At 60.0% G+C, this 15,685-nt stretch carries 11 protein-coding genes and 5 pseudogenes; 11 read left to right on the top strand and 5 right to left on the bottom strand.

Features of this window, described 5'->3' with window-relative positions; translation table 11 throughout:
• Positions 1-82 precede the first annotated feature (82 nt).
• Together KHO41_RS29420 and KHO41_RS29415 are read left to right on the top strand one after the other, a co-directional pair.
• A pseudogene (locus KHO41_RS29420) lies at positions 83-298 on the top strand (IS3 family transposase); the annotation flags it as partial.
• Between the two features lie 725 nt (positions 299-1,023).
• Positions 1,024-1,203, top strand: a pseudogene (locus tag KHO41_RS29415) (aconitase family protein); the annotation flags it as partial.
• Positions 1,204-1,497: 294 nt separating this feature from the next.
• On the opposite strand, the pseudogene KHO41_RS29410 reads toward KHO41_RS29415, so the two are convergent.
• Together KHO41_RS29410 and KHO41_RS29405 are read right to left on the bottom strand one after the other, a co-directional pair.
• Positions 1,498-2,935: pseudogene (locus tag KHO41_RS29410) on the bottom strand (ISKra4 family transposase); the annotation flags it as partial.
• A 435-nt stretch (positions 2,936-3,370) separates the two neighbouring features.
• Complete coding sequence (locus tag KHO41_RS29405) at positions 3,371-3,835, bottom strand: MarR family winged helix-turn-helix transcriptional regulator (protein ID WP_244874090.1); 465 nt, start codon at positions 3,833-3,835, stop codon at positions 3,371-3,373.
• Between the two features lie 324 nt (positions 3,836-4,159).
• Here KHO41_RS29405 and KHO41_RS29400 point away from each other — a divergent pair, with 324 nt between their 5' ends.
• The 5 genes from KHO41_RS29400 to fahA all read left to right on the top strand — a co-directional run bounded on the left by KHO41_RS29400 (position 4,160) and on the right by fahA (position 9,519).
• Complete coding sequence (locus KHO41_RS29400; RefSeq protein ID WP_211956764.1) at positions 4,160-5,524, top strand: MFS transporter; 1,365 nt, start codon at positions 4,160-4,162, stop codon at positions 5,522-5,524.
• A 123-nt stretch (positions 5,525-5,647) separates the two neighbouring features.
• Complete coding sequence (locus tag KHO41_RS29395; protein ID WP_211956763.1) at positions 5,648-7,339, top strand: FAD-dependent monooxygenase; 1,692 nt, start codon at positions 5,648-5,650, stop codon at positions 7,337-7,339.
• 22 nt (positions 7,340-7,361) lie between these two features.
• On the top strand, positions 7,362-7,550 hold the full coding sequence (locus tag KHO41_RS29390; protein WP_211956762.1) for a DUF2783 domain-containing protein: 189 nt from the start codon (positions 7,362-7,364) through the stop codon (positions 7,548-7,550).
• A gap of 80 nt (positions 7,551-7,630) precedes the next feature.
• A complete protein-coding gene (locus KHO41_RS29385) occupies positions 7,631-8,176 on the top strand; it encodes a VOC family protein (RefSeq protein ID WP_211956761.1) in 546 nt (181 codons plus the stop codon).
• A gap of 23 nt (positions 8,177-8,199) precedes the next feature.
• Positions 8,200-9,519, top strand: coding sequence for a fumarylacetoacetase (fahA, locus tag KHO41_RS29380; RefSeq protein WP_211956760.1), 1,320 nt, complete (start codon positions 8,200-8,202; stop codon positions 9,517-9,519).
• A 534-nt stretch (positions 9,520-10,053) separates the two neighbouring features.
• On the opposite strand, the gene ampC is transcribed toward fahA, so the two are convergent.
• Positions 10,054-11,244 carry a class C beta-lactamase gene (gene ampC, locus KHO41_RS29375; RefSeq protein WP_211956759.1) on the bottom strand — a complete coding sequence of 397 codons (1,191 nt, stop codon included), beginning with the start codon at positions 11,242-11,244 and terminating at the stop codon, positions 10,054-10,056.
• A 615-nt stretch (positions 11,245-11,859) separates the two neighbouring features.
• On the opposite strand from ampC, the gene KHO41_RS41390 reads away from it, so the two are divergent.
• Complete coding sequence (locus tag KHO41_RS41390; RefSeq protein ID WP_244874089.1) at positions 11,860-12,210, top strand: hypothetical protein; 351 nt, start codon at positions 11,860-11,862, stop codon at positions 12,208-12,210.
• A gap of 64 nt (positions 12,211-12,274) precedes the next feature.
• Positions 12,275-12,751, top strand: a complete 477-nt coding sequence (locus KHO41_RS29365) for a transposase (protein WP_211956758.1) — start codon at positions 12,275-12,277, stop codon at positions 12,749-12,751.
• 266 nt (positions 12,752-13,017) lie between these two features.
• On the opposite strand, the pseudogene KHO41_RS41385 reads toward KHO41_RS29365, so the two are convergent.
• A pseudogene (locus tag KHO41_RS41385) lies at positions 13,018-13,184 on the bottom strand (ISKra4-like element ISBte2 family transposase); the annotation flags it as partial.
• Positions 13,185-13,283: 99 nt separating this feature from the next.
• On the opposite strand from KHO41_RS41385, the pseudogene KHO41_RS42090 reads away from it, so the two are divergent.
• Positions 13,284-13,433: pseudogene (locus KHO41_RS42090) on the top strand (IS607 family transposase); the annotation flags it as partial.
• Between the two features lie 336 nt (positions 13,434-13,769).
• Positions 13,770-14,591 carry a thioesterase family protein gene (locus KHO41_RS29360; RefSeq protein ID WP_211956757.1) on the top strand — a complete coding sequence of 274 codons (822 nt, stop codon included), beginning with the start codon at positions 13,770-13,772 and terminating at the stop codon, positions 14,589-14,591.
• A 106-nt stretch (positions 14,592-14,697) separates the two neighbouring features.
• Here KHO41_RS29360 and KHO41_RS29355 read toward each other — a convergent pair whose 3' ends face one another.
• Positions 14,698-15,648, bottom strand: a complete 951-nt coding sequence (locus KHO41_RS29355; protein WP_211956756.1) for a LysR family transcriptional regulator — start codon at positions 15,646-15,648, stop codon at positions 14,698-14,700.
• Positions 15,649-15,685 lie beyond the last annotated feature (37 nt).

The following is a 15,685-nucleotide window of genomic DNA, read 5'->3' as shown; positions in this document are numbered from 1 at the left end:
GCGCTATATCGTCAGGGAGCTGTATCCCCTCATCTTGGCCGATCTGGCCGATTCGAGCCGCGCCGCTTGACATAGGAGCGTCAACGCCCCAACGGAAAGCTTTTTTAACAGCTTGAAGAACGAACGGGTACACGCCACACGCTACCGGACACATCAGGAAGCGAAGGCGGACTTGTTCGAATACATCGAAGTGTTTTATAACCGCAGTCGTCGTCATTCGTCGCTCGGCTTTGTCTCTCCGGCTCAGTTCCTGCAAGACTGGATCAAGGCTCAGCAGACCAAGGATGTGGCGGCATAACCCGAGGCCTCTGGAAGGCGAAAAACCGGGGGAACCTCACCCAGCGGCAGAACTTCAGATTCGTTGTCCATGATGCTTGCGTCCGCAAATAGTGGTTGCGGACGCAAGCCTGCCTACTCTCAGCCGCGAAAGCTAGGTGCGCTTAATTTCGCGCTTACGATTTGGCAGGTAACCGCGCTCATGGAAGCATGGCGATTTGCCATCCGTGATCATTCCCGGCGGAACGGTTTTGCCAATAGCCGGAACTGGGCGACGGCCGGCAACTCTGTATGTATGTCTCGGCAATTTCGACCGCCTCGCCGCGTGCTGGCAAGAGATGCGGTTGGGTCTGAGGCCTTGTCGATTAATTGCATTTAATAGTGGCTGTTAAGGCTCTTTTACTCCAGCTGTTGAAGATCGACAATCGTGCGACCCACGCTCAACTTTCCTGCGATCGTTCCATTTTTTTGGTCAACATTCATGCGACTGTGTCTTGTCAATGCGATGCAAGTTGCCGGTGAGGCGTTGCGTGGGCCCTTCGAAGCAACTGACTAAAATTCCCAAGGTAATAGAGATTCCAGAACCAGGTCGTTTCAAGCTTGCCGGGATGTTGCTCGCACATTGAAAAGGCCGGATTCAGCCAATCGAGTCGCCAGAATGGCAAGCAGACATCGCCGCGAGTCAGGAGCAAGCAGTGATAGCAATACCGTAGGCGACGTCTTTCGTAGATCCAACCGATTGGGGTCGCGGCAGCGTATGTCGTGAAGTCGCTCGGCAAGCGCGTCGCATCTAACATTCGTCTCGCGATGGTCGTGCCGGGCTCGGGTCTCGTGAAGGCGCAGGCCGAGCGCGAAGACCTCGACAAGATTTTCACGAACGCCGGCTTCGAATGGCGCGAGCCTGGCTGCTCGATGTGCCTCGCGATGCGTGAAGTGTAGTAATTGCGGGTCTCCCGCACTTTGTGTGACGGCCGAGTCAAGGCCTTGATTTCCGGCCGGTTTGGCCGTACGTTGATTGTTACCATGAGGCAAGTTCCCGGTGGGATCGAACGTATTCTCGCCCGTGTAGGCAAGCGCTTCGTCTCCAGCGAAGTGCAAGGGGAGACCATTACTGTCGAAGCCCGCAGTACAGTTCGCAGGGCACCGTGCCCGGCCTGCCATAGTTGGAGTCACCAACTCCACGGCCGCTATGTGCGCAAGCTGGAAGAACGTCCAATGCTCGAGGGGAGTGTTAAAAACCTTGGGGTTCATAGTCCGAGAGCCCCAGTTGCTCCAAAAAATCAACAAGTTCGGGGGACCTGGGTTCCGTTGGTGGCTCATACCTAGCGAGTCTCTCTGCGAGGTCTCCGTTGATCACGGCACAACGGACCTGGGCAAGCAAATGGACACCGTTCGGCGACCAGCGCATTTGCTGACGTTTGCACATGCGTTGGTTCAGCACCTGATTGACCGCGGATTCGGCCGTCGCGGTTGAGATGGGCTTGTTTCGACGATGTCGTGCTCCGTAATTGATCGTCGCCCCGCCATTCGCGTCGACATAGGCAACGAGTTCTCGAGCCCGGTAGTCCAATTGTGCGAGACTGTCGGCAACGCCCGGCGTTTCAGGCACGATCACCCGACAGATTGTCAGGATACCCTGCATCCGATTCTTGGCTTTCTCGAGCTGGGCATGCCAGAAGCACCAGCGAAGTCTGTCAATGCGGGAGATCAAGACTCCTCGAGCAGCTTTTTCCGTCGCCGTCTTAGCCCGCATGCCCTTGACGATCTGTTCAAGATATCTCACGCGCATCGAAATATGGAACCAGTCGAGCACAGGCGTGCACGAAAACGGCAATCGATCGGCGATCGACTGAAGCCCATTGGCGCCATCGGTAATGACAGACAGCCGGGGACGATCGGTTCCTGATGCCGCTCGCACGAAGGCGGTAAGACGCTCTGCAATATCCGGCAACTTGTTTCTCACGAACGCGAATACGTGAGACGCCTGGCCTTTGGCCGTCAGCCGCCCCGTCAGAACTTCAAAGCTCGAACACTCTGATTTGCGCCGGCCTCGAACGAAGCCGCCATCTATAGTCAGAGTCCACTCGGTATCCTCGCTCGAAGGTTCGCGCATCCGTGGCTGAACAGCCTCGATGCGAGCCCCCGCCCGTAGCGCCCTATTCCGCACCGTCACATGGTTCAGCGTCTCCCGTACAGGCAGGAACTCGCGCATCATTGAGACAACCTGCCGGTAAGGCATCTGCGCCGACAGCTTGGCTTCCAGCGCGAGCAACTCGCTGGTCGCCCGCTCCGGGACGTATTCCGTCATCGGGCTATACGGGAATTCCATTGGAAGGGGTGTCCCGCACGGACAGCAGATAATCCGAGCACTGCGAAACGGCACGGTACCAAAAACTGTGTCTACCTTGCGAATCCGTCGATCTTTGAGCTCGAGGAAGCGGTGACAGCGAGTGCAAAATCGTCGCAGCATGCAGACTTCTTCAGCCTGCATTGCCACCACTATCTTTTGCAGCTCGTGCAGTACGTCTTTCCCTTCAGCCAGTGACAAGCCAACTTTCGCCGGTTCGAGCTCGCGATAAGGGCGCTCAATATCGCAGATCTCAAATGTGGCAGATTCGCCATAATCCGTGGTGACCTCAACGCGAATGGTGATTTTCATCGTGAGCTCCGGCGGATGTGATCTGCCGGTATCCTAGGCGCCCTGCCTTCGAATCCCCAAGGTTTTTAACACTCCCGGACGCCAATTGACGATATGAATCCGGACTAATGCGAATTGACGATTTTGCTTCGCGCAGAGTGCAAGCAATAGTGTCAATTCATCGGCCGGACCTCCATATACGACGCGACTTCCAGGCAGATTCCGGAGTGACAGAATGGCTTTGTTCTACGAAGGTCCTCCACGCGAGTTTGCCGTCGTCACACAAATTGCGGAAGACCCAGTTTTACCTCGCTTCAGGGCTGGAAGTATTTTCCTAATGCTGGGAGTGAAACAAAGTTGGGGGACACGTCCGTCGAGGTCCTCAGTTGAAAGTATGGCGATCAAAAGTGTGGATACTTGTCAATAAATCTCTCCTCGCGCCTGCTATCTGCCGATTTATCCCGCCTCATCGCTTCTCTCGCGCGCATGCGAAACTAGGCGATCGAGCATGCGATCGAACTGTTCCTGCTCGGCGTGATCCAGGCACGCGAGAATCTCGACATTGCGGCGCTCGATCAGCGCCATCGCCCGTCGCCAGACCTTCTCTCCCTTCGTGGTAAGGGTCAAGACGACACCGCGCCCATCGGTTGCGCTCACCACCTTGCGTACCAGGCCCTGGTCGACCAGTGACTGCGCCGCGCGGCTGGCCTGCCCTTTGTTCAAATTCGCACTGCGCGACAGGTCGTTGACCGACATCGGACTGAACGAACCGATCGCGGCCAGGCAGCGTCCTTCATGCATTGGAATCCCTACCTCAGCTTCATAAGCCAGCTGGGTAATACGGTCCGTAAGCTTTGACAGCGTGTGCAGGCGGTGCGTCAAGGTGCGATCAAGATTAACGGGAATCGATTTCGATGTCACAGGTGAGCCACTCATTTCGGGGCAGAGTCGATTTGGCAACTATACGGTCGATTTGTTGCAGGCACAACCAATTACGGTCATCAAGTACCGATCACAGCACCACCAGCCGCCCACCAATCCCCCTCACATGGTTGCGCACGCAACCAGTAGAAACCCCGATATTGGCGGGCGCCTCGCTGAAGCATACTAGTTGCGTGCGCAACCACATAGAACCGTCGTGGCCTTGCCCAGAACGGCAGGACCGTACGGGACAGACGGCAACGCGACAAGGCGCGTTCGTCATTCATTCATCCGCCGGCGCACAGCGCCGCAGGAGAAGCCCCCATGAGAACACCCAACGGACTCACCGATCTTGCAAGTGATGCGTCCACTGCTCACACAATCGACAACGGCGCCGAGAGCCGGCGAATCATCGCCAAGGTGTCACGCCACCTGCTGTGGTTCCTGTTCTTGCTGTTCGTGGTCTCGTTTCTTGACCGCATCAATATCGGTTTCGCGGCGCTCACCATGATGAAGGACCTGGGCCTCTCGGGGACCCAGTTCGGCCTGGCCACCACCTTGTTTTACCTTGCCTACATTACCTGCGGCGTGCCGAGCAACGTGGTGCTGGCTCGGATAGGCGCCCGGCGTTGGATTGCCGCCATCATGGTCGCCTGGGGGCTGGCCTCCACCGCTACCATGTTCGCTACCGATGCGAGGACACTGTATTGGCTGCGTATATTGGTGGGTGTCACCGAGGCCGGCTTCCTGCCTGGCATGCTGCTGTACCTGACGCTCTGGTTCCCGGCTGCCTACCGGGCGCGAGCCAACGCACTGTTCATGATCGCGATGCCGGTCACTGCTGCTTTCGGCTCAGCAATCTCGGGAGTGATCCTGGGCCTGGACGGGCTATATGGGCTCAAGGGCTGGCAGTGGCTGTTCCTGCTCGAAGGGGTGCCAGCTTCGGTGTTGGGCCTGATTGTGTACTTCTACCTCAGCGACACGCCCGCACAGGCGCGCTGGCTGACACCGGCAGAGAAGACCACGCTCGCCAGCTTGCTGGCGGCCGAGCATCGCGCCGACCCCTTGTCACGGCAGTCTGACGAGCGGCGCCGCAGCCTGTGGTCGGAACTGACTTCGACCACCGTTCTCAAGTTCTCGCTGGCCTACTTCTGCCTGGTGAACAGCCTGGCCATGGTGGCCGTATGGACACCTCTGATTGTGAAGAGCTTTGCCGGTGAAGCCAGCAACACCACGATCGGCCTGCTGGCCGCCATCCCGCAGGTCTGCACGATTATCGGCATGGTCTGGTGGGGCCGGCGCTCGGATCGCGCCCAGGAACGCCGCTGGCACACCGTGCTGCCGATGTTGTGCGCGGCCGCGGGCTGGCTGCTGACGGCCTGGTCAACGCAGCCGGCAATGCAATTGTTGGGCGTGTGCCTGGCTTCCACAGGCGCCTATACCGCAATGTCGATTTTCTGGACGACCCCAGATCATGCATTGAGTTTCGCCGCACGAGCGTTGGGCATCGCCGTGATCAATGCCACCGGCAATATTGGGTCTGCCCTTAACCCGCTGGTGGTGGGATGGCTCAAGGATACGACGCACAGCTTCAGCACGGGCCTGCTCTACGCGGCGGTCCTGCTTGTTGCAGGCTGCGTAATTTTCCTGGTCTTGCCGATCCCGCGCACGCTCAAGCCAACGACCTGAGGACAGCAGGTTCCAGCACCCGCTTTTCATTACTTCCTTCCCGGTTACCCATTGGCCAACCGGGAGGCGACGTAGCTGCCGCGCGCTACGCCCAACTCATTCCATTGAATCGGAGTCAAGATCATGCATCTGCCCACCACTGAAGCCCGTCCTTCGATCTACTACGACTATCAGGTGTTCGAGCCTTGGCTGGCTTCCGCACACCCGAAGCAGGACCGCAAGAGGGTAGTCATTGCCGGTTCCGGTCCGGCGGGCATGGTCGCCGCCCTGGAACTGGCCCGCCATGGTGTACCCAGCGTCGTCGTCACCTCGGAACTGCAGGTATCCCAGGGCAGCCGCGCCATTGTCTTCACGCGCCGCTCAATGGAAATCCTGCAGCAAGTCGGCGTGGCCGATCGTATGACCGAGAACGGCCTGCCCTGGCGCTTCGGCAATTCCTACTACCGCGGCCAGCGCGTCTTCCGCATGGAAGCCCCGCACGACGGCGACGACCGTTTCTTCCCGATGCTGAACATCCAGCAACAGTACATGGAGGAATACCTGATCGATGCCTGCGCGGCGAACCCGCTGATCGATTTCCGCTGGGGCAATAAGGTAGTCAAGGTCGAGCAGGAGCCCGATTTCGCGCGGGTCGAGGTGGACACGCCGGAAGGCCCGTATTGGCTGGAGACCGAGTGGCTGGTTGCGGCCGACGGTGGACGCTCCGGCATCCGCACCGCGATGGACCTTCAGATGGAAGGCGCGTCCTACGAGGGCTTCTTCGTGATCGCCGACATCAAGATCGACCTTCCGCTGCCAACCGAGCGCCTGGCCTACTTCGACCCGGACTGGAACCCCGGCAACACTATCCTGATGCACCGCGAGCCACATGGAATCTGGCGCGTCGACTACCAGTTGCCGGCCGGCGAAACGCCCGAGGATGCACTCAAGCCCGAGTCGCTCAAGGCGCGCATCGATGCCCAGTTGGCCATGATCGGCCATGCCGGAACCCCCTGGGAAATGGACTGGTGCTCTGTGTACTCCGCCCGCACGCTGACCTTACCCGATTACGTGCACGGCCGCGTGATCTTTACCGGCGATGCCGCCCATTTGCTGCCGATCTTTGGCGTGCGCGGGGCCAACACCGGCTTTCAGGACTCGCAGTCGCTGGCCTGGCACCTCGCCTTCGTACTCAAGGGACTGGCCGGGCGGAAGCTGCTAGACAACCACAGCGCCGAGCGTGTCGGTGCGGCCCGCGAGATCATCGAGGAGGCGGGCAAGAGCACGCGTTTCATGGCACCACCAAGCGAGGGCTTCCGTCTGCTGCGGGATGCCGTGCTATCGCTCTCGCTCACCGAGGAGTTCGTGCGTCCGCTGTACCACTGGCGCACCTCGCGGCCCCATGAGTACACCGATTCGATGCTCAACTGCCCCGGTGACGACAACGCGCTCTTCGTGCACGGCCCCGCCCACGGTGCCCCGCCGCAAAACATCCGCCTGGCGGCGAACGATTACTTGCTCGACCATCTGGGTGGAGGCTTCGACCTGTTGTACTTCACCGAGGCCAACGCCCTACCCGAACCCTTGCAGAGCGTAGTGGCTGCCGCCCGAGAGCGCGGTGTGCCACTGCGCGTCATCGCCATCGGGGCCGCCAGCCCAGTGGTGGGCGCCGATCTAACGTTCGCCGACGCCGATGGCCACTTCCGACATCGCTATGGGGTGCAGGCTAGTGGCGCGGGTTATCTGCTGCGCCCCGATCAACACGTGTGCGCGCGCTGGCTCACGCTGGACGCTACGCGCCTGCAAGCCGCTCTGAGCACCGCCCTGCCCCAGTGAAGATCCATTAGGAGAGAGTCCCATGACTACCCCAACCCTGAGCATCCCCGGTCTGGAAGACGTGTACGACACGCTGGCCACCGCCATCGACAAGGCCGGTGCCGACAAGGCGCAACTGTTCCTGGTCAAGCTGGCGCTGCTCAACGCCAACGCGCTGGGCTCACCCGAGCAGTTCCAGCAGCACGTGCAAGTCGCGCTGAAAAGTCTGTAAAGCACCCAGGCTGACCGCTTTCGCGGCGGCGGGGCGCATGTTTTCTCGAGTCGCCCGCCAACCCTATCAAGGAGTTACCCATGCTCATCAAGAAAGTCCACCACGTCGCCTACCGCTGCATCGATGCCAAGCAAACCGTAGAGTGGTATCAGAAGCATCTGTACATGGAATTCGTGCTGGCCATCGCCGAGGACGAAGTGCCCTCGACCAAGGCGCCGGATCCCTATATGCACATCTTCCTCGATGCCGGACAAGGCAATATTCTGGCCTTTTTTGAACTGCCCAGCCAAGCGCCGATGGATCGCGACCGCAACACGCCCCCCTGGGTACAGCATCTGGCGCTGGAAGTCGACTCCCTGGAGACGCTGCTTGCCACCAAGCAGCGCCTGCAAGCCGCGGGCATCGAAGTTCTCGGCCCCACCGACCACACCATCTTCCAGTCGATCTACTTCTTCGACCCCAACGGCCACCGGCTGGAACTGGCGGCCAATACCGCCACGCCCGAGATGATGCGCAAGCTCGACGACGTCAAGTGGGCAATGCTCGACGAATGGTCCAAGACCAAGCGCGCGCCCAAGCACGCGGCCTGGATGCACGACGGGAGCATGGGCGCGCCCGGCCGTTAATCGTCTCGACCTTGAAATCCATCATGACCACCCTGAACGAAACCCATGATCCGGCCTTGCGCAGCTGGGTCGCGTCCGCCAACGCCACGGGCACCGACTTTCCCATACAGAACCTGCCGTTCGCAGTCTTCCGCCGTAAAGGCACGCCGGAGTCCTTCCGCGGCGGCGTGGCCATCGGCGACCAAATCCTCGACCTTGCCGCCGCGCTGGGCGGGGGCATCTTCACCGGCGAGAGCCAAATCGCGGCTCAGGCTGCGACGCAGGACAATCTGAACGCGCTCATGGCGCTGGGCCCCACGGCGTGGTCGTCGTTACGCCTGGCGCTCTCGCGCGCGCTGCGCTATGGGACGTCGGCGCAGACAGCGCTCACCGCATGCCTGATTGCGCAAGCCGAGGCCGAGTACGCCCTGCCCGCACGTATCGGCGACTACACCGACTTCTATATCGGCATCCACCACGCCACATCGGTGGGCAAGCTATTCCGCCCCGATAGCCCGCTGCTGCCCAACTACAAGTGGGTGCCGATCGGTTACCACGGACGCCGCTCGTCGATCGTGGTCAGCGGTACACCAGTGCGTCGCCCGACCGGCCAAACCAAGGGCAGTGCGGAGAGGCCGGACTTCGGTCCCAGCCAAAAGCTCGACTACGAACTGGAACTGGGCTTCCTGATCGGCCAGGGCAATGCCATGGGCGAACCGATCGCGATCGAGGACGCCGAAGCGAACCTGTTTGGCGTGGCCCTGTTCAACGACTGGTCCGCGCGCGACATCCAGCCCTGGGAATACCAGCCGCTCGGGCCATTTCTGGCGAAGAACTTCGCCAGCACCCTGGCACCTTGGGTCGTGACGATGGAGGCCCTGGCGCCATTCCGCGCGCCGCTGATCAGGGAGGCCGGCGACCCTGAGCCATTGCCCTACCTCGACTCGCCTGGCAACCGCGCCGGCGGCGCGCTCGACATCCAACTCGAAGTCTGCCTGCAGACCGCACGGATGCGCGAAGTCGGCCAGGACGCCGTGCGCCTGTCCAGCAGCAATGCGCGTGAAGCCGCCTACTGGACACCGGCACAATTGGTTGCGCACCACACTGTGGGCGGCTGCAACCTGGAGCCCGGCGACCTGCTGGGCTCGGGCACGCTGTCGGGGCCCGCACCCAACCAGACTGGATCCATGCTGGAACTCACGCAAGGTGGCAAGCAAGCAGTCGCGCTGCCGGGCGGCGAGATGCGCGCCTTCCTCGCCGACGGCGACACCCTGACATTGCGTGGCTGGTGCGAGCGTGAAGGCGCCCGGCGGATCGGCTTTGGCGAATGCGTCGGTACGATCCTGCCAGCGCTGGCCCGGTAAGGAGACCGCGCCAAAGCGGGAGGGTTCTGCTTATGCGGCGAGGCGGCGATCGTCAGGTGCCCGCCACCGACGAACAAATCGCCGAACTGGCCCATGCAGCGCCCGTCGGCGGGCGCTGCATGGGTTCATCAAGGAAATATTCTGGCGTTACCGTAGAAGAGTGCGTGCAAGAATTGGGGAGGCCCCTTCGTTAGGCGCCCAGGAGTTCGACTCCGATGTCCTGGCTAAATCTGTGCTCTGGCTGATGCCAGTCGGACGAATCATTTCTGGCGCATCTGCTGTTACGTGAGGCGATCTTGAGCGCGGAGATGCGCTCGGGTGAGAGTTCCCCGTTCAAAACCGCGACCCTTGCGATAAATCGTTGATCGAAAGCTTATCTCGATAGTCGCGTCATCAGCACGGCTTTGCAGCCTGCCAGAAGTCGTCGACATACACTGCTGCCGATTCAGACCAAGACGAAGGCGCCATCAAGCAGGCAATGCCAAACAGGCGCATGATGGCTCCCCAGACTCGTCGACAAGATCGTCACCACTGTCATTGCGCGGGGGCTGGCGCTGTTCGGTGCCGAACGGAGTCGAGAATGGCGAACGCAACCTTAACCCTGTCTTCGATCGGGAAATTCCTGTTGGCCAGCATCACGATACCGATCCGCTGCCTCGGAACAAACGCCACATAAGCTCCGAAACCATTTGTCGAGCCGGTCTTGTTGATCCAGGCATTGGCCTCCGGCGGGAGCGGCGGTTCGATTTCTTGCACCGGCGTTGCATTGAACGCCATTCTCGGGGCGTTACCTTCCAGAAGAGCCTTCAGCGTAACAGGATACGGATATTGCTCCCAGATCAGGTCCTGGGTCATTGGCCCGGCGGTGAAGTATCCGGTGTGAGTGTTCGTAATTGCGCTTTGCAGTTGCCCGTCGATGCTCGCCAGTTGCATATTGGCTTCGACGAAACGGAGCATGTCGGAGGCCGTCGATTTCAGGCCGTAAGCCTCTGCGCCGAGCACGCCATCTGTCATGCGGATTGGCTTGCCTTCCTTTGTATAGCCTTGCGCATAGTCGCCCCCTCGCTCGGTTGGAACCTTGATAAAGCTGTTCTTGATTCCGAGCTCAGGAAAAAGGCGCTGCTCGATGAGGGTGACGAAGTCCTGGCCCATACTCTTGGCAGTAATCAGGCCAAGGGTGCCAATTCCGGGGTTGGAATAGGTTCGATACGTGCCGGCTGGATCGGTCGGACGCCATGCCTTGAAGTAATCTATCAACTGGTCTTCATTGCGGACGTCGTCCGGTACCTGCAGTGGCAGGCCGCCTGGGGTATGCGTGCCAAGATTCAGCAGGGTGACGGTGCCGAACGGGCTGCCACGCAGTTCCGGCAGGTGCGTTGCAACGTTGTCGGACAGGGAAAGCTTCTTCTGCTCCTGTGCCCACGAACTCAAGGTAGCCGTGAATGTCTTGGTGACCGATCCAAGCTCGAATAGCGTATGGTCGGTGACCGGCCTGATGGTCTCTGTCGACGCCACGCCGTAGTTGAACACATGGCGCTTGCCTTCAACGATCACGCCTACGGCCATGCCCGGGATCTTGTCCCTGGCCATCAACGGTCGGATTGCCTCGTCCACGACCCGCTGGACCTGCTGTGTCGACATATCAGTCGCTTGGCTTCCGGATGGCATCACGCACAGGGCGCACAGCATCGAGGCCACCAAGGGCTTCGGGGATTTGACCTTCATTTGCAGCTTCCTGAGCGACGGTAGACAACGGAGAACGATTGGCACAGGCACTATACAGCGATCTTTCCGGGGCGGCTTCAGAATTCGGCGTGCCTGCAGAAGAACATGACGCCGCATGTGGCGCAAAACACCTCAGGTCGACCGTGAAGGAGAGCGTGCAAATGTTGGGGAGGCCGATTTCGTTAGGCGCCCCAACTTTCCGCGAGCATGTCGTGGCTTTTTCGGTTCGGCGACTGGCGCCAGTTCGGTGATGCTGGCCCGATGGATTGGCTGTGACGCGAGGCCGCGAGCTCAAGCGCCGAGATGCGATCGGGTGAGAGTTCCCCGTTCAAAGCCGCGACCCTGACCTGCCGTGAAGTGTAGTAGAGATGGGTCTCCCGCACTTTGTGTGACGGCCGAGTCGAGGGCTTGATTTCCGGCCGGTTTGGCGGTACGTTGATCGTTACCATGAGGCAAGTTCTCGGTGGGATCGATCGTATTCTCGCCCGTGTGGGTAAGCGCTTCGTCTCCCGCGACGCGTGAGGGGAGACCATTACTGTCGAAGCCGGCAGTACAGTTCGCGCGGCACCTTGTCCTGCCTGCCATCGTTGGAGTCGCCGACTCCACGGCCGCTATGTGCGCAGACTGGAAGAACGTCCGATGCACGAGCAGCGGGTCGTTCTCGCTGTTGAGGTGCGCCGCTTCAAGTGTACGAACGCCAATTGCCCCCGTCGTACGTTTGCCGAGAACATCCACGCCTTGGTGGGCCGGTATCAACGTCGTACGCGATCGCAGGCTCGGGCGTTGCACGCGCTGGGCCACGCCCTCGGTGGTGAGGCGGCGGCCCGGCTTGCTGACGCCTTGGGCTTGCGCACCAGTGCCGACACTGTGCTGCGGGAATTGCGCAGAGTACCTGAGCGCAAGCGCAAACCACGACCGCGGGTCGTCAATCAAGGAACGAACTGCCCAGGGCTGTCGCTTTCCTGAGCTGATCTGGCAAGAACTCAAGCGGAGCATCTATATGGGTAGTCCCGCCAGCGTGCAGAGTTGCGTGGCTCGCCTCCTCTTTCCGAAGGGCAAGGCACCGCTTGTCCAGGTACCCGTGCGTACGATGCCGTCCCCTTCGGTTCGGCGCGTGTTCGGATGGCTTGTCGGATGGAGAAAGCTCGCCGTCGAGGAGCCACAGAGCGCGGACCACGAGCGCTTCGTGCAGGCGCTGTGCAAGATTGAACCCGTGGTGGGCGAGGTCCGCAGTCTCGCGCGGGAGTTTCTCGGACTCATGCACCGGCGAAGTGTGCTGCATTTCGATCGATGGTTGAAACGTCTGTCGTGCTGCGACGCTGCGAAAATGCGTCGATTCGCGCAGAGCCTGCGCGCCGACTTACCGGCTGTGCGGGCCGCATTCAAGTTGCCATGGAGCAATGGCCAGACCGAGGGTCATGTCAACCGGCTCAAGCTCCTCAAGCGCCAAATGTATGGCCGCGCAAATATCGAGCTTCTGCGGCTGCGGGTGTTGAAGCCAAACTAAACCGGCCTGCTTTGTTCTACAGGCCCCGCCAGTCCGGTCGCGATCGCAGGCACGTGAGTTCGTGTAGCCACGGCGAGGCTGGCGGGCTCGCCCACGTTAATCAGAAAGAGGAACAGTTGGTAGTGGGGCGGGAAAAACGACGACAAGGTCCTCCACGCGAGCTTGCCGTCGTCACACAAATTGCGGAAGACCCATTCTTATTACACTTCACGGCGCATGATCAGGTTTGCGCAGCCTTCACCTTCCCATGACGTGTGCGGCAGGGACCAGTCGAGCACAGGCGTGCACCAAAACGGCAATCGGTCGGCGATCGACTGAAGACCATTGGCGCCCATCGGTGATGACCGACAGCCGGGGTCGATCGGTTCCTGTTGCCGCTCGTATGAAGGCGGTAAGACGCTCTGCAATCCGGCAACTTGCTTCTCACGAACGCCTCTGTCTAAACGCATACACTCGCCGAGCTTCAACGGCGCTCACGCCATCTATCCGACGACGTCATAGTTATGTATTTTTGAAAGTTATTGTTGAAGGGGGACTGCTGCGTTTTGGCAGCGAGCTGCTGTTCCAGATTTGCCAGTTCTTTGGCGTTGAGGTCGTGGTGCTCGATGCGGCTACAGACGTTTCCCGCGAGCAGCAGCTCACTTAGGATCTGGTCGAGGTTCTCACCGTCTTCTCGTCCTGACTCTACGGCTCGCGTAGCCGGAAGAACCTGAAGGCGCTGGCGAACTGATGCAGGCGACCACCCCGCCCCCCCTTCGCCGGTCAAGCCGCTGTGAATAAGGTCTCATCAGAGACCGGGGGGGGGGGGGGGGGCGGTCGTGCCCCTCTTGCAGAAGGAATCTTCATCCTTTACGGCGGAGTGGACATCAAGGCGTTCAATTGGCTTGATTAATACAAGACGACCGGTCACACTACAATTCAATCCGGGCTGACTTTCACCGCCTGCGATGGCATCTCACACTATCCGCGATGGCAGATAGTGGATCCGCTAAACCTTGTTCGTGGTAACCGCAACGCGATGGACGATACTAATCGGGTACTGACCAATTTTTCAGAGCTGCTGACGCGCCTTGCGCGGGATAGTGGCTGCTTCTCAATCTCGTTGCCGTCCGATTGGCAGCAGGGCCGCACTGCCTATGGGGGCCTGCTAGCAGCGCTGGGGCTACACGCTACGCAGCAGGCGTTTGCTGACTTGCCGCCGCTGAGGTCCGCGCAGTTCATTTTCTTTGCTCCTGCCACGGGCGCGTTGCGCCTGACGCCGAGTGTGCTGCGGCGCGGAAAGTCTGCAGTTTTCGTCGGTGTCGACATCGAGAGCGAAGCGGGGGTCTGCGCCAGGGCTCATTTCTGTTTCGGTTTGGCACGGGATATCGATCAAGACTTTCTGGACGTACCTTGGCCAGCGGCCTCTCCAGCGCAAGCGTGCCCCGAACTTTTCACGTGGCCCAATCAACCCCAATTTAGGCAGCACTTTGAAGGCCGCTTGGTAAGAGGCGGACGACCGGGAAATCCCAGCAGTCGTCCGGAAATGCTCGTCTGGATGCGGCATCGCGACAAGCACGTGGCGGCTGACTACGTGGGATTGCTTGCCCTTGCCGATGCGCTATCCCCGGCCGCATTCGCGATGTACCAGCATGCCGTGCCACTCAGCACAATGACTTGGGAGATCGACTTCCTGCCAGCGGATTGCCCAGTCTCCTCAGACGGATGGTGGTTACTCCAGTGCGCGGCTGACTATGTGCGGCATGGCTACTCCACGCAGGGCACAACAATCTGGAACTCTGCAGGGCGCCCTGTCTTGATCGCGCGGCAGACAATAGCACTCTTTAACAAGACCAGCTGACGACCGGGCTCTATGGGCCCACCGGTCGTACATTGGGCCCCTGTTGGGGTCCAACTGAGCGTGCGGAGCGGCCCCTTCTTTTTCTGTTGCTCGGCAACAGGGAAGTCTACCTGTGTGGCTGCACTTGCTTAGCCTTGAGATGCGGAAATCGCGTGGCGCACTCTGCGCGGATAAACCGTGCGAGTTCCAAGACGGCCGGGCTCACGTAGCGCTCGCGCAGCCTGAGCAGATAGACTGCCTCTCCATAGGGATCAAATTCCCACTCTGTCAAAAACTCGCGTAGCGTGCCGACCCTCAGTTCTTCGCGCACCAGATATCGAGGCATGAAGGAAAATCCAAGTCCGTGCAAGGTAGCGAATTTGACGTAGTTAAACTCCCCCACTTGAAATGAAGGGGCGAGCTGCAGTTCAATGGTAGACGACGTTCGCCTATGGCGTCCCATGACCCGGCCGTGATTGCCGATGAACGCCGCACCGACAAACGGCGCGGTCTCGATATCGCCCGGCTTCTCGATGAATGGATGTCGCATGAGCAGCCGCGGGGCCGCGCACAACACATACTCGATGGAGAACAACTGGTGGGCAATCATCGACGGCGGAGGAGAATTTGTCACGCGTACGGACAAATCCACCTCCTTCTCAATAAGGTCCGTCACAGCATTCTCGAACAGCAGCGAGACGCCAATGTGCGGAAACAGCTTTGCGAAGTCAACGACGATATCGCCGATTGCTAGTCGTCCCAAGCCAGTGGGAGCGCATACTCTTACCCAGCTTTGCTTTTCGGTATCGTCGACTGGCCTGGATATCGCCGAGGCGACCGCCACCCCTAAGGACTCACCTGCTCTTGCAATCACCAGCCCTTCCGGCGTTGGCTGCCACGTCGTGCTCGTCCGATTCACGATGCAAATGCCGAGTCTGCGCTCAAGCTTACTAAGCTTGACACTAACGCTTGCCGCTGAGACGCCTTGCTTACGGGCAAGGTTGGAGATACTCCCCGCTTTCAGTAGATCGGCAACAAATAGTGCAGCGTTAGCCGTGAGGCTGTCCTTGTCGATCATCGCAGTGTAGTCATTCCGGTCAGCAAGATTTCGTCCC

It is taken from the genome of Cupriavidus numazuensis, assembly GCF_905397435.1.
GTDB classification, from domain to species: domain Bacteria; phylum Pseudomonadota; class Gammaproteobacteria; order Burkholderiales; family Burkholderiaceae; genus Cupriavidus; species Cupriavidus numazuensis.
The sequence above is the reverse complement of the archived record's forward strand: the minus strand, read 5'-3'. Positions and strand labels throughout refer to the sequence as shown.